The organism is bacterium (assembly GCA_035945995.1).
In the GTDB taxonomy this organism is placed as follows: domain Bacteria; phylum Sysuimicrobiota; class Sysuimicrobiia; order Sysuimicrobiales; family Segetimicrobiaceae; genus DASSJF01.
In genome coordinates this window covers 23,648-46,520 of sequence record DASYZR010000063.1, presented here as the reverse complement: position 1 = coordinate 46,520, position 22,873 = coordinate 23,648, and the positions used below count along the sequence as shown (strand labels likewise).

Here is a 22,873-nt window from a genome sequence, read left to right as displayed (position 1 = left end):
CCCGGTGATGCGGCCGCTATCCCCGCAAGCCCGTCGTGCTGATGCCCTGCACCAGGTAGCGCTGCAGCAGAATGAAGATCACGAACACCGGCGCAAGCGACAGCGCCGACATGGCGAACACCGCGCCCCAATCCGTCGCCCCGGCCGGATCGGCGTACGATCGGAGGGCCACCGAGATGGTGTACAGGTTCGGGTCGTTCAGGTAGATCAGCGGGTTCAGGAAGTCGCTCCAGGTGAAGTAGAAGGAGAAGATCGCCGCGGCGACGAGGACCGGCGTGATGAGCGGCAGCACCACCCGGAAGAAGATCCCCACCTTGTTGCAGCCGTCGATCGCCGCCGCATCGTCGAGCTCGGCGGGGACGCCGCGGATGAACTGCATGATCATGAAGATGAAGAACGCCTGGCCGCCCACCTTGGGGACCAGGAGCGGCAGGTAGGTGTTGAGCCACCCGAGCTTCGTAAACAGGATGTACTGCGGAACGATCTGGACTTCCACCGGCAGCAGCAGCGTCGACATCATCACCGCGAACCAGAACCGCCGCCCGGTGAACCGGATCCGGGCGAAGCCGTACGCCGCCGCGGCCGATGAGCAGACGGTCAGGATCGTACCGAGGCCGGCGTAGAAGAACGAGTTCTTGTAGAACGTGGCGAACGACACGCCGCCGAACCCCGCCCAGCCGCGGACGTAGTTCTCCCCGGTCGGCAATCTCGGGATGAGCGACGACACGTTGGTCCAGATCTCCGCGGGCCCTTTCAGCGAGCTGGCTAACAGCCACAGCAGCGGGTAGAGCATCACGAACCCGAAGCCGATCATGAAAGCGTGGTAGGCGAGGCCTCGGAGCGCGGTTCGTGCCGGCATCGTCGTCTACCCCTCGTCCTGGGCGTAAAAGACCCAGTAGCGGGAGGACTTGAAGATCAGCGCGGTGAGGCCGGCGATGACCACGAGCAAGACCCACGCCATGCCGGCGGCGTACCCCATCTCGAGATCCCGGAACCCCTTTTGGTACAGGTACAGGGGATAGAAGAGCAGGCTGTCGAGCGGCGAGCCCGTGCCGCCGGAGATGATGAACGCCGACGTGAACACCGTGAAGCCGAAGATCATCTGCACGACGAAATTGAAAAAGATGATGGGGCTGAGGAGGGGCAGCGTCACCCGCCGGAACCTCGCCAGGGTGCCGGCGCCGTCGAGCGCCGCGGCCTCGTAGAGCTCCGCGGGGATCTGTTTGAGCCCCGCGAGAAAGATGAGCATCGGCGATCCGAACTCCCACACCGCGAGCGCCACCACCGTCCAGATCGCCGTCGCGGGGTTTCCCAGCCACGCGGTGTGCGCCGGCATGCCGAGCGCCGCCAGGAGTGCGTTGACCACGCCGTCCGCGCCGAAGATCTGCCGCCACATCACCGCGACCGCGACGTTCGCCCCCACGATCGAGGGGAGGTAGTAGAGCGCCCGGTAGCCGCCCGCCAGCCGGCTCGGCCGGTTCATCAGCAGGGCGAGCGCGAGCGCAAACGCCAGTTTCAAGGGGACCGACGTGAACGCGAAATAGAACGTCTGCCTGACCGCGGTCCAGTAGCGCAGATCCTCCGTGAACATGCGCTGGAAATTTTCCAGGCCGACCCAGCGGAGCGTCGGCGAGAGGATGTTGTAGCTCGTGAAGGCCAGCCCGAGCGACGCGACGATGGGAATGACCGTGAAGGCGAGGAATCCGGCGAGCCACGGCGCGATGAACAGATAGCCCGCGAGGGTTTCGCGCCGCAGACGCAGGCGGCGGGCGCCGCGGTCGGTCGCCGGTCCCGTTCGGCGCGGGGCCTGCAGAAGGTCGGTGATCACGCGATCCCGGGGCGCCTACGACCTGGCCAGCACCTTGTTGCCCTCGGCCTTGAGGATCCGGGCGCCTTCCTCCGGCGTGATCTTTCCGAGCAGCACCGCGTCGCGCACGAGCGGTGTGAAGACGTTGTTCTCGAACGGCCCCTCGTTCCGCGGGTCGGGCGGCGGGAGCGGGCTGCCGTCGGTTTGGACGCGGGCCACGTAGCGGAACGTCTCGAGGTCGATCGGCTTCAAGAGCGGCTTGAGGGCCTCCTGGACTTTCGGCGCGATGGGCACGCCCCGCTCGGCCAGCAGCACCCGGTTGGCTTCGATCGAGTTGGTGAAAAAGTCGATGACCGCCGCGCTCTCTTTCGGATGCTTGGAGTGCGACGTGATCGAGAAGAACTGCGACGGCTTGAGGTAGTTCGACGGCCGGCCGCCCTTGGGCCGCGGCAGATGCGTGACCGCGTAGTGGCGGTCCTTGCCGCCGGCCGCATCCTCGGCCACGACCTGGTTGCTCCACTGATATGACGTCGCGGCCTTGGCCGGCACGATCGGCTGCGCTTCGATGTTGTCGTGATACTCGCTGATCTCCTGCTGGCGGGAGGGAACGGCGCCGGCCTTCTGCAGGCGCAGCAGCATCTTCAGGTACTCGACGAACGGCCCGTCGTCGACGGTGATCGACCGGCCGTCCTTGGCGAAGACCCACTGTCCCTGCCCGATGTAGACGGATTTCCACATTTGGGGATCGGAGAGCGCGTAGCCCGAGCCGAAGATCGCCGCCTTATCGTGGATCGCCATGCAGATCTGCTCGAAGTCCTGCCAGGTCCACCGTTGATTGGGCAGCGGAACGCCGGCCCGCTTGAACGCATCGACGTCCAGGAGCATGGACTGGGAGTTGTTGCCGAGGTTGATCGCGTACAGTTTGCCGCCGATGCGCCCGCCGTCGATGCTGACCTTCGGGACCCGGGCGAGGTCGATCGTGCCGTCTTTCACGTAGTCGTCGAGGGGGATCATAAGGCGGTTGGCCACCCACTCGTCGAGCCGCGCGTAGTCCTGCTGGATGATGTCGGGCAGGTTGCCGCCCGCGGCCATGGTGGCGAGCCGCGTCCAGTAGTCGTTGAACCCTGTGAACTCGTAGGTGAACTTGATCCCGGGGTTCTTCTCCTGGTACATCTCGAGCACTTTGATGGTCCGATCGTGCCGGGTCTTCGATCCCCACCACATGATGCGAAGCGTGAGCGGGGTCTGCGCCGCCGCGCGACCGAGCAGGGCGCCGCCGGCCGCGGCGAAGGCCGTCAGACGAAGGAACGCTCGCCGCCGAAGCCGTTGCATACCGTTCCACCCCCTCGCAGGTCCCCACGGGCATTGGGTAGAAATCGGTTTCTATCCCGGCCCCGAATCTCCTGTCGTCTCGCTGTGGCGGGCGGGGAAACACGCGTTCGTGGCGGGGCGGACGAAGGAGTTCGGGCATGGCGCGGCAGACGGTAGGCATCATCATGAACGGCGTGACCGGCCGCATGGGCACCAACCAGCACCTGGCACGGTCGATCATGGCCATTCGCGGCCAGGGCGGCGTCGCGCTGGCGGACGGCGACGTGATCTGGCCGGAGCCGATCCTCGTCGGCCGCGATTCCGAGAAGCTGGCCGCGCTGGCCGGTCGGTTCGGGCTCGAGCGGTGGAGCACCGATCTGGACGCGTGCCTGGGGGATCCGGCGGCGCACGTCTACTTCGACGCGCAGGTCACGTCCGCCCGCGCCGAGCCGACCCGCCGCGCGATCCGCGCGGGGAAGCACGTCTACGTCGAGAAGCCGCTCGCCGAAGACCTCGAGACCGGCCTCGACCTGGTGCGGCTCGCGCGCACCGCGGGCGTCCGGACCGGGATCGTGCAGGACAAGTTGTTCCTTCCGGGCATCCGGAAACTCCGGCGGCTCGTGGACGGCGGCTTCTTCGGACGGGTGCTCGCCGTCCGGGGAGAGTTCGGGTACTGGGTGTTCGAAGGCGACTGGCAGCCCTCTCAGCGTCCCTCCTGGAACTACCGGACGGCGGACGGCGGCGGCATCATCGCCGACATGTTTCCGCACTGGTGCTACGTCCTGGAGCGCCTCGTGGGGCCGGTGCGGCGCGTCGTCTGCGCCGGGGCCACGCACATCCCACGGCGGGTCGACGAGCGCGGCGAGACGTACGCCGCGACGGCCGATGACGCGGCGTACGCGATCTTCGAGGCCGGCGACGGGATTGTCGTCCAGTTCAACTCGTCGTGGTGCGTGCGCGTCTACCGTGACGAGCTGCTCAGCATCCAGGTGGACGGCACCGACGGCAGCGCCGTCGCCGGATTGTGGACGTGCCGGACGCAGCACCGCGCCAACACGCCGAGGGCCGTATGGAATCCGGACGAGGCGCCGCAGACCGCCTACCGGCAGCACTGGCTCGACGTGCCGGACAACGAACCGTTCGACAACGCCTTCAAGGTACAGTGGGAATTCTTTCTGCGGCACGTGGCCCGCGACGAGCCCTTCCCCTGGTCGTTCCCCGAGGGGGCGAAGGGCCTGCAGCTGGCCGAGGCCGGGATGCGTTCGTGGCGCGAGGGGCGCTGGATCGAGGTTCCGGCGCTCGCGCTCTGACGGTCGCCGGTAGGGGAAGACGTGGAGGAACGCATGGTCCGCGCGGCGGTGACGCTGCCTCGCGAGGACGGGACCCTGAGCCGCTACGAGCTGGGGCCCGCCTCGCCGTTCGGGGCGCCCGGTGTGGCGCTGCGAACCCGCGTGGCGTACGCGGCGGTCCACGTCGTCGCCGATCCGCTGGCCGAGAACACGCCGGACTCGGTCGCGCACCTGGACTGGGATGCGACCCTGGCCTACCGCCGGTATCTCTGGTCACTCGGGCTGGCGGTGGCCGAGGCGATGGACACGGCCCAGCGGGGAATGGGCCTGGACTGGGACGCGTGCCGCGAGCTCATCCGGCGGACCGCGGCCGAGGCCCGGTGCGCCGGGGGGAGGCTCGCCTGCGGCGCGAACACCGATCAACTGCCGGCCGGCGCACGGGTGGGCCTCGACGAGATCCAGGGCGCGTACGACGAGCAGTGCGCCTTCATCGAAGATGAAGGCGCCGCGGTCGTGCTCATGGCCAGCCGGCACCTCGCGTCACGGGCCAGGGGCCCCGAGGACTACCTGCGGGTGTACGGACAGGTTCTCTCGCGGGTCCGCCGTCCCGTAATCATTCACTGGCTCGGCGAGATGTTCGACCCCCAACTCGCCGGGTACTGGGGGTCGCACGACCTGGACGCGGCGACCCGGACGTTCGTCGAGATCGTGAGCGAGCACGCGCCCAAGATCGACGGGGTCAAGATCTCCCTGCTCGACCGCGGCCGGGAGGTCGACGTGCGGGGGCGGCTCCACGCCGCGGGAGTCCGCGTGTATACCGGCGACGATTTCCACTATCCGGAGTTGATCCGCGGCGACGGCCGCCTCCATAGCCACGCGCTGCTCGGTATCTTCGACGCCATCGCGCCCGCGGCATCCGCGGCAATTCAGGCGCTCGATCGCGGCGACACGGACGCCTACGAGGCGATCCTTGCGCCCACGGTCCCGCTCGCGCGGCATATCTTTCAGATACCGACCTGCCACTACAAGACCGGCGTGGTGTTTCTCGCGTACCTGAACGGGCACCAGAGCCACTTCCGCATGGTCGGCGGGCTGGAAAGCGCCCGCTCGGTCGGCCACCTCGCCGGGATCCTCGTGCTGGCGGATCGCGCCCGGCTGCTCCGGGACCCCGAGCTCGCCGCCGATCGCTTCCGGAGAGTTATGGCGGTGGTGGGGGTCGACTAGGGTCATGCCGGCCGCTCCGTCCGACGACGGCGTACGCCTCAGCCTGAACCAGATGACGATCCCCGCCTGGAGCGTCCCGGAGGCGGTGGAAGGATGCGCCCGCCACGGCCTTCGCTGGATCGGGTTGTGGCGCGAGAAGGTGGCCGAGGTCGGCGTCGCGAGAGCCGCCCGTGCCGCCCGCGAGGCCGGTGTGGGGGTCTCCAGTCTGTGCCGCGGGGGATGGTTCCCCGCGCCGAGCGAGGCGGAGCGGCGCGCGCGCATCGCGGACAACCGGCGCGCGATCGAAGAGGCGCGGGACCTGGGCACCGACACCCTCGTGCTGGTCTGCGGGGGGCTCGGCGGCTGCGACCTCGAGGCCGCGCGGCGTTGGGTGGAGGACGCCGTCGCCGATCTCGCACCCCATGCCGCCGCGCACGGCGTCCGGCTGGCGATCGAGCCGCTGCATCCGATGTTCGCCGCGGATCGCTCGGTCATCACGACGCTCGCGGAGGCGAACGCGATCGCGGCGCGATGCGCCGGCGCCCCCGTCGGCGTCGTCGTGGACGTCTACCACGTGTGGTGGGATCCGGCGGTGTGCGCGGAGATCGCGCGCGCCGGCCGGCAGATCTTCGGGTTTCACGTGAGCGACTGGATCACACCGCTCCCGGACGTCCTGCACGGACGCGGGATGATGGGCGACGGCGTGATCGAGTTGCGCCGGCTCAAGCGCGCGGTCGACGCGGCCGGCTACACGGGGCCGGTCGAGGTGGAGATCTTCAATCGCGCGATCGCCGCGATGCCCGGGGACGACGTGCTCGAGCTCATGAAGGCGGGCTACCGCACATACGTCGCGTGACCTGTGTCTAGTCCCAGTTGTACGTGGGCACTAGACCAGATATATGCGCGGTCAAAACGGCCATGGCGGGAACGAACAGACGACCTCCGAGTACGTGCTGCTGAGCATCGGACTGATATTTGTTTTGGTCATGGTCGCCGCCGCCTTGGGTCAGATGATGCACTACACCCTCGCACACATCAGCGCGTGGGCCGCCGGTCTGACCGCGCCCGCAACAGGACCCTACTGACTCACGCGGCCCCAAGCCGTCGTCACGATGAATCCCTGCGATACGAAGTTGGGCGCATCGAGAAGCGCGAAGTATGCCTCGATCTCCGCCGCCGTCGCCAGGCCGGCGTCGACGATGTCTCCCCGGAGCTGTTCGACCGAGAGCCGCTTCCACAGTACCGGTTCAGTACCCGCGTAGAGCAGAGACACGCGCGCGTCGGCCTGGACGTCGGCGAGCCCGAGCGCGCGGAGCATTCCAAACAGGTGACGGCCGCAGTACATACTGCCCCGTGCCGCCATCACCCGGTCTTTTCCTTGCTCGATTTTCATGAACAGGGCATTGCTCGCGGCATCCGTGGGGGACACGAGCGCGACCGAGATGTTGTCCGCTCCCTCGCACACCAGCCAGCCACCCGGCCTGAGCGCGGATCGCATCCGCCGGAGCGCCCTCTCGCGCTCCTGAATGTGCTCCAGCACGAGTCGCGAAAGCACCAGATCGAATCGGCCCTCCGGAAGGTCGTCCGAGACGATATCGTGGCGACGCACGTCCAGATTGGGCGCCGTCAGTGCCGCGAGGAAACGGGTATCCAGGTCGGTCGCCATGACCTGTCCGGTCGGACCCACCCGCCGGGAGAGCCACTCCGCGATGGAGCCCCCGCCGGCCCCGATTTCCAGGCAGCGCCAACCTTCTCCCACGCCGAGCGCCTCGAGATGTCGAAGCGTGCCGGGATCGAGGAGCTGCTCAAGCCCGCGCAGCCGCCGCCGCGCGTGGGCCCACGCGTTATCGAACGCGTAGTCGCGCGGCGCCGCGGGGCCCTCCGGCGGGGTCACCGACTTGCTTCAGCGATCGGCAAGCGCGAGTTTCACGCCGAGCGCGACAAACGCGCCGGCGAACGTGCGGCGCATCCACGTCAAGACCCGCGGGCGCGCGATAACGTGCCGGCGAATCGACGCCGCGAACAGCCCGTATCCGACGAAGACCACGAACGTCAAGAGCATGAACACGCTGCTTAGCCCGAGCATGCGCAGAAGCGGATGCGGTTCGCCGGTGGTCACAAACTGCGGCAGGAAAGCAAAGAAGAAGATCGACAGTTTTGGATTGAGGACGTTGATCAGGACAGCGGTGACGATCACCTGCACGACCGAACGGGTGCCGGCCTCCTCTTCCACCCGCAGCACGCCCCGCTCCCTCAACGCGTTCCACGCCATGTAGAGCAGATAGATCACGCCGAGGTACTTGAGGGTCTGGAATGCCGTGGCACTCGCGTGCAGGAGCGCGGCCAGCCCCAGGATCGCCGCGGCCATGTGCGGGAGAATGCCGAGGGTGCATCCGAACGCCGCCACGATGCTTGCGCGCGGCCCACGCGACAAGCCCGCCGCCAGCGTATAGAGCACACCCGTCCCGGGCGCGACGACGACGATGAGCGACGTTATCAAGAAATCGATGCTCACGCCGGCCCTCTTCGCCCGGTGACGGCGGGTGTCCTACGGGCTCACCCCGCTCGAGCCGTCACGGGGAGCCACGGATATCCCGTCCCGCAGCGGAATGGACCCCGGTAACTGAAAGGTCCTGGTCTTCCGCTCGGCGATGGCGATGTTCTCGCACTTCACGCTGCCACTACCCTCGCACGATCCGACCCGGATCTCCCTGATCTTGCCGTCTCGAATGCTCACAACCGCGCCTTCCAGCGTCAACGCCAACGCGATGTCGAAATCAACTTTCCCCATCACCTTGTCGTCGACCAGGATTTCAAGATAAGGCTTGTGCTCGGATCTGATGGTGTGAGTCGCGAGTGGGACTTCGATGACCTCGTCGGGAGCATATTTCTTTGGGTCCGCATACTTGCGAAGGACCTGATATTTGTCCCATGCGCCCGCCGCGATCTCCGCGAACGGAATATCCATCAGTTCATCAATCGAGCCGATAATGCCGCCGCGAACGCCGGGCCACGCGCCCTTGGGGCCCCGGAGCGATAGGGCGGACCTGAGGGCCGCGACCTCCGGGCTGGATTCTAACCGATCCTGGGCAACGTCCGAGCTCGCGAAGAACCCCCTAAGGGTGACCGACGTCGGTGACATGTCCGCTCCCTCCATTCGTGCTCAGCAGATCTTCTGGTCGCTCGATGTCCTGTTTCCCCGCGTCTACGACGGGCCTGAGGCGAACATCGCGGTCGAGGATCTCGACAGGGTTCCCCAACTCTTCGGCGTTCAAGTCGATCCCCAGAGTCCCAAGAGGACGATGCGGTTGGATCCGAACGCGGCGCATGAACCGCACTTTGCGAACGCGCCGCACCCTCGCCGCGACGGCCGACGCAGTAATCGCGAGGAGGGTGCCGGCGAACGCCGGCGGCCACTGAATCGGACCGGGGATCGTTGTCGCCGCCAAGACAATGCCGACCGGCGTGTCTTGCCGCGCGACCGTGTGCGCAACCGGATGCTGCGCGATCACTGTTCCCGAATGCGCGGTGGACACCACCACGACCGAGGTAATGGAATCGACCGCAAAACCGGCCGCCGCGAGTCGAGCCTTGGCCGCCTCGACCGTCAGTCCTCGAACGTCCGGGACCGCTCGGACAATTGGCGTGGCGTATGTTACGTTGACCGCCGTATCCGGTGCCCTCATGCTGCCGGGGGCGGGATCCTGAGATACTATCGTGTCTCGGTCCTGAGTCGACTCCTCGGGCGCGGTCGATCCGAGCGCAAACCGGGCACCTGCGAGTCGGGCTTTGGCCCCGTCAATAGACAGCCGGCGAACGTCCGGAACCGGCCGGAGAGGGATCGGCACCGCGTAGATCACATTGACCGGCGTCCCCGATGCCCTGAGACTGCCCGGAGCGGGATCCTGAGATACGACCGTACCCTGATTTTGATCCGATGGTGTCGGTGCGGTCGATCCGAGCGTGAAGCCGGCACCTGCGAGTCGGGCTTTGGCCGCCTCGACTGTCAGTCGGCGGACGTCCGGAATCGGCGGCGGGGTCCGCATTACACTCTCAATAGGTGGCTTCGGACGGGGCGGCAGCGGCACCGCGTACGTCACGTCGACCCGCGCACCCAGCGTCCTGAGACTGCCCGGAGCCGGTTCCTGAGACACTATCGTCCCTTGAACCTGCTTTGACCGCGCCGGCGCGGTTGATCCGAGCGCAAAGCCGGCGTCTGCGAGCCGGGCTCTGGCCGTGTCAACCGACAGTCCGCGAACATCAGGTATCCGTGGGAGCGGTATCGGCACCGCGTAGACTACGTCGACCCGCGCACCCAGCGTCCCGAGACTGCCCGGAGCCGGCTCCTGAGATACTATCGTCCCCTGATCTTGCCTTGACTGCGTCGATGTGGTTGATCCGAGCGCAAAGCCGGCGTCTACAAGCCGGGCTCTGGCCGTGTCAACCGGCAGTCCGCGCACATCCGGAACCGTCCCGACGATCGGTATGGCGTACGTCACGTCGACCCGCGCACCCAGCGTCCTGAGACTGCCGGGCGGGGGGTCCTGAGATACGACCGTGCCCCGGTCCTGACTCGACGGCATCGGCGTGTACCGCCCGAGGATGAAACCTGCATCTGCGAGTTTGAGCCTCACGGCACCGACCGAGAGGCCCCGAACGTCCGGGACCGGACGAAGTTGTGGAAGAGGCTGCCATGGAATGACCGGCTTGGGCACGACGGGTGCCGGCTGGACCGGGCCCATTGTCAAAATGACTGTCGTCCCGACCGCGACCCGCTCCCCTTGGTAGGGGTGCTGCTCAGTCACTGTAGCGTCCGGTGACGTTGCGCCCCTCGCGACCGCGCAAAGTTCGCGCTGCTGAGCGACGGCGCGCGCCCTATCGAAAGGCATGCCTTGGACCGGGGGCACTACAGCCGTTTGTGGAGAAAATCGCCCGAACGGCTGACCCATGGTCACGCTGACGATTCCATTGTCGGCGCCGCCGCTCTGGGAAATTACGACGTCATCCGGGTTCCTGGTGCCGGACGGCCAAGCGGCGTTTATCCGAAGATTGCGCAGGCTAAGGAGACACCGCGCTTGAGTGTAGGATAGACCCACGACCCGAGGCTCGTTCGTCGCGAGTAGGGTCTGCGCACGTCCCACCGTCTGTGTTGCGCAGGTCAGAAGAAGCGTTGCCAGCACGCAGCAACCAAATTGCCGAAGAATGCGCCTCCCTAGTGTCCCAACTCCGACGTTGGCGTTCATGCCCCCTCGCCACCGATCCGGCGTTGGTGCGCCAATCAGATCGGGTCGATAGCGCCCAGCACCACCATGCAACGCCACATCGGTTCGACGCTATGATCCAGCTCACAATCCCGCCCAAGTCACTTCGAAATCAGCGCGACAATGCTGCGCCCTTCCACCGAGCAGACGTCCCCCTCAACCGCAACCTCACGGCCGGGATCGACGAAGTCGCGGGGCGACGGTTGGGCCGTGTCGATCACTCTGAACCACCGCCGCCCGCCCACCTTCGGGATGTCGAAATCAAGGCGGTCCCAGAACATGTTGAGCATGACGTGAATGTCCGGATCGTCTCCGACGCCTCCCAGGGTCATCCCCAGCGCGCGGGCGTTCGGATCGGACCAGCCGGGGCTGTTCAACCGGCAGCCGTGCCAGGCGACGTCCGGCAACCCGCGCGCCGTTGCGGCACCGGTGAAGAATTGACGGCTGCGCACGACAGCGTGACGTTTCCGGAATTCGATCATCCGCGCCCAGAACCGGAACAAATCGCCCCGTGTGTCCAAAAGACTCCAATCGAGCCAACTGATCTCGTTGTCCTGGCAGTAGGCGTTGTTGTTCCCCCTCTGGGTGCGCCCAATCTCATCTCCCGCCGCAAACATCGGGACCCCGCGTGAGAGGAGGAGAATGGTCGCGAAATTCTTGATCTGACGAGCCCTGAGCGCGTCGACCGCAGGATCGGTTGTGTCGCCCTCCGCCCCGCAGTTCCAGCTCAGGTTGTCATCGATGCCGTCTCGGTTGCCTTCGCCGTTCGCCTCGTTGTGCTTCGCATCGTAGGAAACCAGGTCACGCAGCGTGAAGCCATCGTGGCAGGTGATGAAATTGATGCTGTTGACGGGAAGCTGTCCCCGGGCTTGATAGATATCGGCGCTGCCGGCCAGCCGGCCGGCCGCGGCGCCGATCTGTCCGGGATCTCCCTTGACGAACCGGCGGATGTCGTCGCGATAGCGCCCGTTCCACTCCGCCCAGCGATCGCCGGGAAAGTGCCCGACCTGGTACAATCCGGCAGCGTCCCAGGCCTCGGCGATCACTTTCGAGTTCGCCAGTTCGTCGTCGAGCTCGATCTGCCAGATGACGGGAGGATGCGCCGCGGGGGTGCCGTCCTCTCCCCGCGACAAGATCGATCCCTCGTCGAATCGAAATCCGTCCACATGCGCTTCACGCACCCAGTAGCGGAGCGCGTCCACGATGAGTTTTTGGGCAACCGGGTGGTTGCAGTTGAACGTGTTCCCGCACCCGGAGTAATCGCAATAATACTGTCTGTCCGCGGGCACGAGCAGATAATGGACGCGATTGTCGATGCCTTTGAAGGAAAAGACGGGCCCCTGATGGTTCCCTTCATCGGTGTGATTGAAGACGACATCGAGAATGACCTCGATGCCGGCCCGGTGCAGCGCTTTCACCATGTCACGGAACTCCCGGAGATGCGCCCCGATTTCGGGAGCTACGCAGTACGCGGATTGCGGCGCGAAGAACCCCAGCGTGCTGTAGCCCCAATAGTTCGTGAGCGGCGCGCCGTCGACGGTGCGGAGTACGTCCGTCTCGTCAAAGTCAAAGACCGGCAAGAGCTCGACCGCCGTCACGCCCAAGGTCTTGAGGTACGGGATCTTCTCGACGACGCCGGAGAACGTGCCCGGATGCCCGACCGCGGACGAGGGGGACCGGGTGAATCCCCGCACGTGCAGTTCGTAAATGATCGTGTCCTCCATGGGCCGGGCGAGGGGCCGATCGCCTTCCCAGTCGTACCCCGACGAATCGATCACCACCGACCGCATGGAGGTGGCGAGATTATCGTCGGGTCCGCAGGCATTCGCACGGTTCCAAAGGGTGTTCGTGTTCCCCCGGGCGTAGGGATCGATCAGCACCTTTCTCTTGTTGAAACGATGCCCTTCGCGAAGCTCTGACGGGCCATCCACCCGGTACGCGTAGTGTGAGCCCGGCCGGAGCCCGCGGACGTAGACGTGCCAGAAGTGGAAGGTCTTGTTGACGTTCGGATCCAGGTGGACGACCTGGCGGGGCTCGGGATCATCGTGCCTCTCAAACAGGAGGAGATCGACGCCTGTGGCGTTTTCCGAAAAGAGCGAGAAGTTGACGCCGCTCCCGTCGGGATTGGCCCCCGGAGGATGCGGCGACCCTCTTTCTACCAGGAATGCCACGTTCCCGCCACGCAGGGACGTCGGCACGGGCGGCCCCCCGGCCGCGGGTCAAGAGGCCATTGAGCGAGCACCTCGGGCAACCAGGCTACCCCCCGTTGCCGGCCGTATCCGAGGGCGCCGTGCTCTCATCTTGTCCGTCATCCGTGATATGCAGCCGGTAGAATTTCAGACCGGCGTGTCGATAGAATTGTTCCATCTCGCTGTCGGAGTCCTTATCCGGCGTGTTCAGGATCTCCGGATCGCGGGCGAGGTCCTTCCAAAGCATCTGCTGTTCGTCCTGATTGAGCTCGTACCCATAGCGGTACCCGAGCACGAGCGCCGAGTTATAATAGTGCTGCGCCGGCGCGCGAAATTCGAGCTGGTAGTCCGATTCATCGTCCGGGGACCATTCCGCGAAGTGTGCCTTCACGAAATCCGGTGCTTCATGCGACACTCCCAACGCCACGCCGTAGGCAAAGCCGATTCCCGAGCGGCGCTCCTTGATGGCCTTTGCCGCCTCAGCATACCCGAGGCCGAGAGCCGCGAATTCTCCGGCGACGCCTGCCGCGGCACCCAGCACCGGCAGGGCCACTCCTGCGGCCGTACCCTCAATCATCGACGCAATCGTCGTGCTGAAAGCGCCGACTCCACCGGCGCTTGTCACAATCTCGATAACAACCTCAACCCCCTCGACGATTTCTGCAGTCGTGTGGACCCACTCGATGCTGTCGGACGCCGGGTCGGTCATGGCCGCGTCGATAGCCTCTTTGAGCGACTGCAGCATGGTCCCGCCTCCTCCTTCTATCTGCGGCGCCGTGCGCCGTGGTCACCGAGCGTTGTACCATTAAATAGACCAAGCCGCTGTGAACGGCTTCACAACGGCTTGGCGTGGCGGTGCGCCGCGATGCGCGGACTCAGCCCGCGGCGAGCACCTTTGCCGCCCGTTTCACGTCACGCGGTTTGACCCAGAGGATGGCCCCGAACCGGCCGGCCCCCGCGACGACGGCGCTCGTGGCCGTCACGTTGATCTTCGCGCCGCCGAGCTTCGCGAGCGCGTCCACCAGCGCGCCGGTGCGGTCCTCGCCCTCGATCACGAACGCCTTCTTCGGCCCCGTGATCTTCCATTTCGCCGTCCTGGCCGCGGCCCTGAACGCTTCTGGATCCGACGGTACGAAATCCACTTGGGCACGGCGGCGCGCCGGAAACGCGTGCACCGCGATGAGATTGACGCCCGCCTCCTTCAACACCGCGAGGGCTCGGGCGCCCTCGCCGGGCCGGTCGCCCTGCACGATGTAGAAATAGTCCACCAACCGGATCGTGTCGGCCATCGGTCTCGCCCCCCACCTCGTGCGCGCCACGCGGACACTTTTACCATAGTCCCTTCCGGGCCCGCTGACAATCCGATCCGGTGTTCGTGGCGGCTCCGGCGGTTGCACAAACTTAACCCGCTTGTCCTTCCTGTGTGGTAACTAAGGAGGCAGCGGAGCCCGCCGCGCCCGCGGCTGCCGGCGGGGCCGGCCAAACGTAGTCGAGGGAGGACGCGCGTGTCTGAGACGCGGCACTTCGACGTGATCATCATCGGCACCGGCGCCGGAGGCGGAACGCTGGCGTACCGCCTGGCGCCGTCAGGCAAGCGCATCCTCCTCCTGGAGCGCGGCGACTGGCTGCGGCGGGAGAAGGACAACTGGGACTCCCGCGCCGTGTTCGTCGAGGCGAGGTACCGCGCCGATGAGACCTGGTACGACGGCCGCGGCGGCTCGTTTCATCCGGGCATCCATTATTGCGTCGGGGGCAACACCAAGATGTACGGCGCGGCCCTGCTGCGGCTGCGCCGTGAGGACTTCGGAGAGATCCGCCACCACGGCGGGATCTCCCCGGCGTGGCCGCTCGGCTATGAGGACTTCGAGCCCTACTACACGGAGGCGGAGCACCTGTACTGCGTGCACGGCCGGCACGGCGTCGATCCCACCGAGCCGCCGGCGAGCGCGCCGTACCGGTATCCGCCGGTCAGCCACGAGCCGCGCATTCAGGAGCTCGCGGACGGTCTCGAAGGGCTCGGGTACCATCCGTTTCCGCTTCCCCTCGGCATCCTGCTCGACGAGGAGCACGGCGTCCCCACCCATACGAGCGCGTGCGTGCGGTGCAGCGCCTTCGACGGGTTCCCGTGTCTGGTCAACGGCAAGGCCGACGCGCAGGTCATCTGCGTCGATCCGGCGCTGCGGTATCCGAACGTGCAACTCCTCAGGCGGGCCTACGTGCGCCGCCTGGAGACCGGCGCGTCCGGGCGGGAGGTGACCGCCGTCCACGTCGACCGCGACGGGGCCGAGGAAGCGTACTCGGCCGGCATCGTCGTGGTGGCGTGCGGGGCCGTGAACTCGGCGGCCCTCCTGCTGCGGTCGGCGAACGAGAAGCATCCGCGCGGGCTGGCGAACCGCTCGGACGTGGTCGGCCGGCACTACATGCGCCACAACAACTCGGCGGTCCTGGCGATCTCCGCCACGCCGAACCCCACCGTCTTTCAGAAGACGCTCGGGCTCAACGACTTCTATCATCGGGCCGACGATTGGGACTACCCGCTGGGGCACATCCAGATGCTGGGGAAGTCCGACGGGGAGATGATCAAGGCCGAAGCGCCGGATTGGGCGGTCTGGAAGCCGGGGTTGCCGCTCGAAGTCATCGCGCGGCACTCGCTGGATTTCTGGCTGACGTCCGAAGATCTTCCCGATCCCGAGAATCGGGTGACGCTCACCGCCGACGGCGCGATCGTGCTGCACCTCAAGGAAACCAACATGGAGGGCCATCGACGGCTCCACGCCAAGCTCCGCGCGATGCTGGAGGGCGTGGGGTGCCACGACCACCTGCTGCCCCGCGCGCTCTATCTCGGGAAGAACATTCCGATCGGCGGCACAGCGCATCAGGTCGGGACGGTGCGGTTCGGACGCGATCCCGCCTCCTCCGCCCTGGACGTCAACTGCAAGGCGCACGATCTCGACAACCTCTACGTCGTGGACGGCAGCTTCTTCGTGTCGAGCGGGGGCGTAAACCCCGCGCTCACCATCATGGCCAACACCCTGCGGGTGGGCGACCATCTGCTGGACCGACTGCGCTGACGGGCGGCCCGGGAGGACCGAACGGGCCCGTCGAATAGCACCGGCGCCGGACGAAGGAGGGGACCATGAACGCACGCACGCTGGCTGTGCTCGTAGCGGTGGCTGTGCCGATCGCGACGATCTCCCCGCAGACTCAGGCCCAAGCGCCGGTGACCATCACCTGGTCCACGCTGGGACAGGGTGGTCAGGCAGTCTCAGACGTCTACCGGCCGTTGGCGCAACAGTTCGAGCGGCAGAACCCGGGCATTCGGGTGAATCTGCAGATCCTGCCCGGGACCTCCGGCGAGCAATACAACCGGTACGTGACGCTGTTCGCGGCCAAAGATCCGTCGGTCGACGTCCTGGCCATCGACGTGATCTGGCCGGCCCCGATGGCGGCCGCCGGCTGGCTCGCCCCGCTCGACCGGTGGTTCACGCCCGATAAGCGAACGGTCTTCCTCCCCGGCGCGATCCGCGCGAACACCATCGGGGGCAGGCTCTACGGCGTGCCGTGGTACACCGACGCCGGCCTCCTCTATTACCGGAAGGATCTCCTCGCGAAATACGGGGCGAAGGTCCCGACGACGTGGGAGGAGCTTATCGCGACCGCGAAGCGGATCACAGAGGGCGAGAAAGACCCCCAACTCGCCGGCTTCCTGTTTCAGGGCGCTAAGATCGAGGCGCTCGCGGACTTCTACTACGAAGTGCTGTGGAGCAACGGCGGCGACGTGCTCGACCCGGGCGGCAAGGTGATCGTCGATAACGCCAAAGGCGTCGCGGCGTTGAACTTCATCCTCGATCTGGTCCGCAAAGACAAGGTTTCGCCGTCGGGGGTCGCCACGCTCTCTACCGATGATTCGCGCATCGCGTTCCAGGAGGGGCGCGCGGTGTTTCTTCGGAACTGGACGTACGCCTACGACCTGTTCCAGGGGAGCGGCTCCAAGGTCGCCGGCCAGGTCGGCATCGCGCCGCTGCCCAAGGGGGCCGCGGGGCGCAGCGCGTCCACGCTCGGCGGATGGCAGCTGGCGATCAGCGCGTTCTCGCGCCACAAGGAGGCCGCCTGGAAGTTCGTCGAGTTCATGACGGGCCGGGTGGCCGAGAAAAGCATGGCGTTGCAACTCAGCACCGTCCCGACGCGGAAGGACATCTTCGACGACCCGGAGGTCAAGCGGCGCGCGCCTCAGGCGCCCGATATGCTCAAGGCCGTGCTCAGCGCGACGCCTCGGGCGCAGATCGCCGATTACCCGCGGATGTCCGCGATCATCCAGACGAACCTGCAGGCCGCGCTCACGAACCAGATGTCCGCGGACGATGCGGTCAAACGGATGGCCCGGGAGATCCGGTCGCTCTTGAGCCGGTAGCGTGGCCGGGCAGCTCGGGCGGCGCCTCGCGGTCGCGGAGGCCGGCGGCCCCGCCCGGATGCTGCGCCGTTGGACGGCCGGCGAGCTGACCGAAACCGAGCTGGCGATCGTCCTGCTTCTTCCGTGCCTGCTGTTCCTCGGAATGTTCGCGTTCTACCCGATCGTCAACGCCTTCTGGACCAGTCTGCACCGTCTGCGACTCGACCAGCCGCAGGCGGGCGTGCCTTTCGTGGGGCTGCGGAACTTCACCCAGGTGCTCCGGGATGCCGAGGCCGGGCACGCGATCGGGGTCACGCTCGCCTACGTGGTCGTGACGGTGGCGGCGCAGTTCGCGCTCGGGTTGGGGATCGCCCTCGTCGTCAACCGCACCGTGCGGGCCAAAGGTGTCGTGCGGGCGGTCACCCTGCTTCCCTGGACGCTGGCGCCGGCCCTCGCCGGCCAGATGTGGCGGTGGCTGTTCAACGACTCCGCGGGCGTGATCAACGATCTGCTGCACCGCGCCGGCCTCATCAGCCGCCCCGTCATCTGGCTCGGGGCGCCGCATCTCGCGTTCGCGGCGGTCGCCACCGCGGCCTCATGGGGAGCGGCGTCCTACATGGCGTTGATTCTGCTCGCGGGGCTGCAGAGCATCCCCGAGGAGTTGTACGAGGCCAGCAGCCTCGACGGCGCCTCGCCGCTGCGGGCCTTCTTCGCCGTGACGCTGCCGCTGCTGCAGGGTGCGATCCTGGTCTCGCTCGTCCTGCGGACGCTCGGGGCCCTGCAGGCGTTCGACATCATCTTCCCGATGACCGGCGGCGGCCCCGGCAACGCGACGGAGACGTTCGCCTTCTATGTGTACGAGAATACCTTTCAGTTCCTAAACTTCGGGTACGGCGCCGCGCTGTCGGTGATCCTGCTTCTTCTGGCGCTGGGGTTTGCCGCGATGTATTATCGCGCGCTCGCGCCGCGCGACTGAGCCATGGCCGGCCGGCGCCCCCTCGGCAGGATCGCCTTCGCGGCGCTCGTCGTTCTGGTCGTCGCCTACTCCGTCGGCCCGTACGTCTGGACGCTGCTCACCTCGCTCAAGACCGAACGCGAGCTGTACCAGTTTCCGGTGACCTACCTGCCGCACGCGCCGACCCTGACCAACTACGTCCACGTGTTCAGCGGGAATCCGTTCGGCCGGTTCCTCCTCAACAGCTGCATCGTCTCGATCACCTCGACGGTGCTCTGCCTGTTCCTGGCGGTCTTCGCCTCCTATGCGTTCGCGCGCCTCAGGTTTCCCGGGAGCCGGATCGTCTTGCTCGGGATCCTCACGGTCGCCATGATTCCGTTGATCACGGTGATCGTGCCGCTGTACGTGCTCGTCCGCGGGCTGGGGCTCTTGAATACCTACGGCGGCCTGATCGGTCCGTACATCACCTGGTCGCTGCCGGTCGCGATCTTCATCCTGACGGCGTTCTTCCGCGAGATCCCGCGCGACCTCGAAGAAGCGGCGTCGATCGACGGGTGCAGCCGGGTGGAGACCCTGTGGCGGATCATCGCGCCGCTCGCGGCCCCGGGACTCGTCACCGCGGGCATCATCGTGTTCGTGAACACCTGGAACGAGTTTCTGGTCGCGCTGACGCTCACCAGCAGCACCGAGATGCGCACGATCACCGTGGGGATCGCGCTCTTCCAAGGCGAGTTCGCGTTCCCCTGGGGCGTGATTTCCGCGGCGGTGCTGCTGGCGACGATCCCGATCGTCGGCGTGATCCTGGCCGGGCAGCGGCTCGTGATCCGCGGGCTCACCGCGGGCGCGGTGAAAGGGTAGGGCCAGCCCGGGATGATCAGGGTGGGATACGTCCCCATCGTCCGGCCCCTCTTCCGGGGCGCCCGGATGGGGTTGTGGGAGGCGAGCCGCCGCACCCTCGCCGATCTTGCTCCGCGGCTCGGCTTTGAGTTGGCCTACGCGTCCGAGCCCGCGACCGACGGTGCCCAGGCGCGCGCCTGTGCCGCCGAGGCGCGCCGCGCGGATCTGGACCTGCTTCTGGTCCAGCACGTGACGTTCGCGACCGGCGACGTGGTCACGCCGCTGCTCGATGTGCCGGTCCCGCTCGCGCTGTGGGCGCTGCCGGAGGCGACGACTGCGGGGCCCCTTCCGCAGAACGCGCTGTGCGGACTCAACCTCAGCATGAGCCTTCGCCGCGCCCGCCCCGCTCCGCTCGTCTGGCTGTACGGTGCTCCCGACGACCCCGTGGTGCCGCGCCGGCTCGACCGGCTCCTGCGTGCCGCGCGCGGGTGGCGGGCGCTCACGCGCGGCCGGCTCCTGTGGATCGGCGGGGCGGCGCCCGGGTTCTTCCGGTTCGATCAACGGCCGGCCCTCTCCATACGCGTCGACCAAGCCCCGCTCGAGGCGGTGTTCGAGACGCTCTCCCGGATTCCCGACGACGAGGTGGACGCGCGTCTCACCGAACTCGCCGAGCCGTCCGACCTCCCGATCGAGACGCTCCGCCGATCGGTCCGGCTCGAGCTCGCGCTCGCCGCGCTCGCACGCGGATACGACGGTGTCGCTCTGCGCTGCTGGCCCGAGCTGCCCGACACCGCGGGCACCATGGCGTGCGCGGCGTTCGCCTGGCTGGGAGACCGGGGGGTCCCGATGGCCTGTGAAGGGGACGCCTCAGGGCTTGCGGCGATGGTGGCGATGGCCGCGGTCACCGCGCGGCCGGCGGTCCTGCTCGACCTGACGCACGTGCAGGGGGAGGACCTCATATTCTGGCACTGCGGGAACGCGCCGCGCGCCTGGGCGGCGGGGGAGACCCGGCTCATCGCCCACTTCAACCGGGGCGTTCCCGCGGTGCGCCATATGCGGCTCCGGCCGGGCCCGGCGAGCGGCGTGCGGTTTCTCGAAGAGGCGCAGGCGGTGGTCTACGCGGGGACGGTTCACGCGGGCCGGGACGGGTACGACGGGGTGACCGGGACCGTTGGAGACCTGCGGTGGGGAGGGACGGCGATCTCGGCCCGCGAGTTTGTCGCGAGCGTGCTCAACCACCGCATCCCGCACCACTTTGCCTGGGGCATGGGCGACGTCGAAGACGTGCTGACTGAATTGTGCGCGTGGCTCGGCCTGCGGGTCCTCCCTCCGTCGACGGAGGGCGCGATTCGGTAGTGCGGTACGATCCGTTTCGCGCGTTTCGCCGGCTCGAATCGCTCCGGCTCGAGGCCACGACGCGCCACGCGGCGCGCTTCGCGACCGACGCGGGTCCGCTCGAGGTCGCGTCGTATGCACCGGGGATTCTCCGCCTGCGATGGGGGAGCGGCTCCGGGCCCGACTACGGCCTGCTGGCCGCGGCCCCCACCCCCGTCGACCTGGAGTGCCGCGAGACGGGCGACGGGTGCCGCGTCGCCGCCGGGGACGTCGTCCTCGAGCTTCGTCCCGCCCCGCTGCGCGTGCGCCTGCTCCGTGAGAATCGCGTCGTGCTCGAGGCCGCGGACGACGGCCACATCCACGGCGGACTCCGGCTTCCGGCGTTCGGCGTGTGCGAGACGGCACGCCCGCCGGCGTCGGTGGCGGCGTTCGCCCTGGGGAGCGGGGAAGCGGTGTACGGGCTCGGCGAGAAGTACGGCCCGCTGAACCGCCGCGGGCAGCGGGTCGTGTCCTGGAACGAGGATGCCTGGGGCGTGAACGCGGAGGCGTCGTACAAGAACGTGCCGTTTGCCTGGAGCCCTGCCGGGTGGGGCGTGTTCATCAATACCCCGGCCCGGGTGGTGCACGGCGTCGGCTACCCGGAATGGTCCCACCGGGCGTACGTCGTCCTCGTCGAGGAGCCGGGGCTCGATCTCTTTCTCCTGACCGCAGAGACGCCCGCCGGCCTGCTGGACCGGTTTACGCACGTCACCGGCCGCGCGCCCGTCCCGCCGCGGTGGAGCCTGGGCGTGTGGATGTCGAGGGCCTTCTACCGGACGGCCGATGAGGCGCTCGACGCGGCGAGAACGCTCCGGCAGCGGCGTATCCCCTGCGACGTCCTTGTGCTGGACGGGCGGGCCTGGCTCAAAGTTGAGACCCGCTTTGCGTTCGAGTGGGACCCCGACCGGTATCCGGATCCCGGCGGATTCATCCGCAACGTGAAGGCGCTCGGCTTTCGCTTGTGCCTGTGGGAGTACCCGTATGTTTCGATTCACAACCCGCGCTTCGCCGAGCTCGCGCAGCGCGGGTATTTTCTGCGCGACGCGCAGGGCGCGCCGTACGTGTACGCGTGGGACGACGAGCCGTTCGGATCCCTGCTCACGCCGCTTCCGCCGAGCGGGCTCGTGGACTTCACGAATCCCGACGCGTATGCGTGGTATCGCGACGCGCACCGTCCGTTGTTCGAGGCCGGCGTGGACGTGATGAAGACCGACTTCGGCGAGCAGATTCCCGAGGACGCGCGCGCCCACAACGGCGAGCGGGGGTCGCGCCTCCACAACGTGTACCCGGTGCTCTACAACCGGTGCGTGTACGAGTCGACCGCCCGCTACGCGACGGGCGGGGCGATCGTCTGGGGACGCTCGGGATGGACGGGCAGTCAACGGTACCCGGTGCAGTGGGGCGGCGACCCGCAGGCCGATTGGGAAGGGCTCGCGGCGAGCATCCGGGGCGGGCTCTCGTGGGGCATGAGCGGGGCCCCCTACTACAGCCACGACATCGGCGGGTTCTTCGGTCCGTCCCCGGCGCCGGAGCTGTACGTGCGCTGGGTGCAGGCCGGCGTGATGTGCTCGCACACGCGGTTCCACGGCACGACGCCGCGGGAGCCGTGGCACTTCGGCGAAGAGGCGGAGCGGATTGTCCGAGGATGGCTGGAATGGCGGTACCGGTTGCTGCCCTATCTCGAGTCGTGCGCGATCGCGGCCTCGACGACGGGCCTGCCGGTGATGCGCGCGATGCCGCTCGCGTTCCCCGACGACCGGCCGGCCGCGGCATTCGACGAGCAATACATGCTCGGTCCGTCACTACTGGTCGCACCGGTGGTGCGGCCCGGGGGACAGGCGCGGATCTACCTGCCGGCGGGGACGTGGTTCGATCTCTCCGATGCCCCGCGGTTCGACGCCGCGCGGGGCAGGCGGACCCTTCGCGGACCGGCGACGATCGAGCAGCGGGTGCCCCTCGACCGGATGCCGCTGTACGGCCGGGACGGGTGTCTCCTGCCGCTCGGGCCCGCAGCGCAGCACGCGGGCGAACTCGAGGCCGGTGCGGAGCTGTCGGAACTTGTCGTGTTTGGCCTGCCCCGGGTGGAACTCGCGCTGTCCGGATCCGCGTTCGAGCTGACCGTTCGTGGGGACGGTTGCCGCATTCATCCCCTGGCCAACCGCGTGCGCGTGTCCCCGCTGGGGGATGTGCGGGTGGAGCGGCGTGACGGCGGCGTCGATTGCCTGACGGTCGAGTGAGCGCCGCGTTCGAGGGGCCC

Annotated in this window: 19 protein-coding genes; 9 read left to right on the top strand and 10 right to left on the bottom strand. The window is 67.5% G+C overall.

Features of this window, described 5'->3' with window-relative positions:
- Positions 1-16: 16 nt before the first annotated feature.
- From VGZ23_06305 to VGZ23_06295, 3 genes are read right to left on the bottom strand one after another with little or no spacing between them, the layout of a single operon-like run.
- Positions 17-859, bottom strand: a complete 843-nt coding sequence (locus VGZ23_06305) for a carbohydrate ABC transporter permease (protein HEV2357208.1) — start codon at positions 857-859, stop codon at positions 17-19.
- Positions 860-865: 6 nt separating this feature from the next.
- Positions 866-1,828: a sugar ABC transporter permease gene (locus tag VGZ23_06300; protein ID HEV2357207.1), complete on the bottom strand. Its 963-nt coding sequence runs from the start codon at positions 1,826-1,828 to the stop codon at positions 866-868.
- Between the two features lie 15 nt (positions 1,829-1,843).
- Entirely contained in the window at positions 1,844-3,139 is a 1,296-nt protein-coding gene (locus VGZ23_06295) for an extracellular solute-binding protein (GenBank protein HEV2357206.1), read from the bottom strand.
- Positions 3,140-3,276: 137 nt separating this feature from the next.
- Here VGZ23_06295 and VGZ23_06290 point away from each other — a divergent pair, with 137 nt between their 5' ends.
- From VGZ23_06290 to VGZ23_06280, 3 genes are read left to right on the top strand one after another with little or no spacing between them, the layout of a single operon-like run.
- The gene (locus tag VGZ23_06290) at positions 3,277-4,428 is read left to right on the top strand and encodes a Gfo/Idh/MocA family oxidoreductase (GenBank protein HEV2357205.1); all 1,152 of its coding nucleotides are present in this window, start codon (positions 3,277-3,279) and stop codon (positions 4,426-4,428) included.
- A 33-nt stretch (positions 4,429-4,461) separates the two neighbouring features.
- Positions 4,462-5,631 (top strand): dihydrodipicolinate synthase family protein, encoded by a 1,170-nt coding sequence (locus VGZ23_06285; GenBank protein ID HEV2357204.1) that lies wholly within the window; start codon positions 4,462-4,464, stop codon positions 5,629-5,631.
- Positions 5,632-5,635: 4 nt separating this feature from the next.
- Positions 5,636-6,466: a sugar phosphate isomerase/epimerase family protein gene (locus VGZ23_06280; GenBank protein ID HEV2357203.1), complete on the top strand. Its 831-nt coding sequence runs from the start codon at positions 5,636-5,638 to the stop codon at positions 6,464-6,466.
- A gap of 222 nt (positions 6,467-6,688) precedes the next feature.
- Here the strand turns inward: VGZ23_06280 and VGZ23_06275 are convergent, their stop codons facing one another.
- The 7 genes from VGZ23_06275 to VGZ23_06245 form a co-directional block, all read right to left on the bottom strand.
- Positions 6,689-7,504, bottom strand: a complete 816-nt coding sequence (locus VGZ23_06275; GenBank protein HEV2357202.1) for a methyltransferase domain-containing protein — start codon at positions 7,502-7,504, stop codon at positions 6,689-6,691.
- A gap of 9 nt (positions 7,505-7,513) precedes the next feature.
- Positions 7,514-8,125: a LysE family translocator gene (locus VGZ23_06270; GenBank protein ID HEV2357201.1), complete on the bottom strand. Its 612-nt coding sequence runs from the start codon at positions 8,123-8,125 to the stop codon at positions 7,514-7,516.
- Positions 8,126-8,158: 33 nt separating this feature from the next.
- Positions 8,159-8,752 carry a hypothetical protein gene (locus tag VGZ23_06265; protein ID HEV2357200.1) on the bottom strand — a complete coding sequence of 198 codons (594 nt, stop codon included), beginning with the start codon at positions 8,750-8,752 and terminating at the stop codon, positions 8,159-8,161.
- Complete coding sequence (locus tag VGZ23_06260; protein HEV2357199.1) at positions 8,727-10,559, bottom strand: PASTA domain-containing protein; 1,833 nt, start codon at positions 10,557-10,559, stop codon at positions 8,727-8,729. The genes VGZ23_06265 and VGZ23_06260 overlap by 26 nt, the downstream gene beginning before the upstream one ends.
- 413 nt (positions 10,560-10,972) lie before the next feature.
- On the bottom strand, positions 10,973-13,069 hold the full coding sequence (glgX, locus tag VGZ23_06255; protein HEV2357198.1) for a glycogen debranching protein GlgX: 2,097 nt from the start codon (positions 13,067-13,069) through the stop codon (positions 10,973-10,975).
- A gap of 58 nt (positions 13,070-13,127) precedes the next feature.
- The gene (locus VGZ23_06250) at positions 13,128-13,805 is read right to left on the bottom strand and encodes a hypothetical protein (GenBank protein HEV2357197.1); all 678 of its coding nucleotides are present in this window, start codon (positions 13,803-13,805) and stop codon (positions 13,128-13,130) included.
- A gap of 130 nt (positions 13,806-13,935) precedes the next feature.
- Positions 13,936-14,349, bottom strand: a complete 414-nt coding sequence (locus tag VGZ23_06245) for a hypothetical protein (protein ID HEV2357196.1) — start codon at positions 14,347-14,349, stop codon at positions 13,936-13,938.
- A gap of 216 nt (positions 14,350-14,565) precedes the next feature.
- Between VGZ23_06245 and VGZ23_06240 the strand changes: the two genes are divergently transcribed.
- From VGZ23_06240 to VGZ23_06215, 6 genes are all read left to right on the top strand, one after another.
- Complete coding sequence (locus tag VGZ23_06240; GenBank protein ID HEV2357195.1) at positions 14,566-16,131, top strand: GMC family oxidoreductase; 1,566 nt, start codon at positions 14,566-14,568, stop codon at positions 16,129-16,131.
- A 65-nt stretch (positions 16,132-16,196) separates the two neighbouring features.
- Entirely contained in the window at positions 16,197-17,471 is a 1,275-nt protein-coding gene (locus tag VGZ23_06235) for an ABC transporter substrate-binding protein (protein HEV2357194.1), read from the top strand.
- 1 nt (position 17,472) lies between these two features.
- Complete coding sequence (locus tag VGZ23_06230) at positions 17,473-18,426, top strand: sugar ABC transporter permease (protein HEV2357193.1); 954 nt, start codon at positions 17,473-17,475, stop codon at positions 18,424-18,426.
- A 3-nt stretch (positions 18,427-18,429) separates the two neighbouring features.
- Complete coding sequence (locus VGZ23_06225; GenBank protein ID HEV2357192.1) at positions 18,430-19,263, top strand: carbohydrate ABC transporter permease; 834 nt, start codon at positions 18,430-18,432, stop codon at positions 19,261-19,263.
- 12 nt (positions 19,264-19,275) lie between these two features.
- Positions 19,276-20,598, top strand: a complete 1,323-nt coding sequence (locus VGZ23_06220) for a fucose isomerase (GenBank protein ID HEV2357191.1) — start codon at positions 19,276-19,278, stop codon at positions 20,596-20,598.
- On the top strand, positions 20,598-22,853 hold the full coding sequence (locus VGZ23_06215) for a TIM-barrel domain-containing protein (protein ID HEV2357190.1): 2,256 nt from the start codon (positions 20,598-20,600) through the stop codon (positions 22,851-22,853). The genes VGZ23_06220 and VGZ23_06215 overlap by 1 nt, the downstream gene beginning before the upstream one ends.
- Positions 22,854-22,873 lie beyond the last annotated feature (20 nt).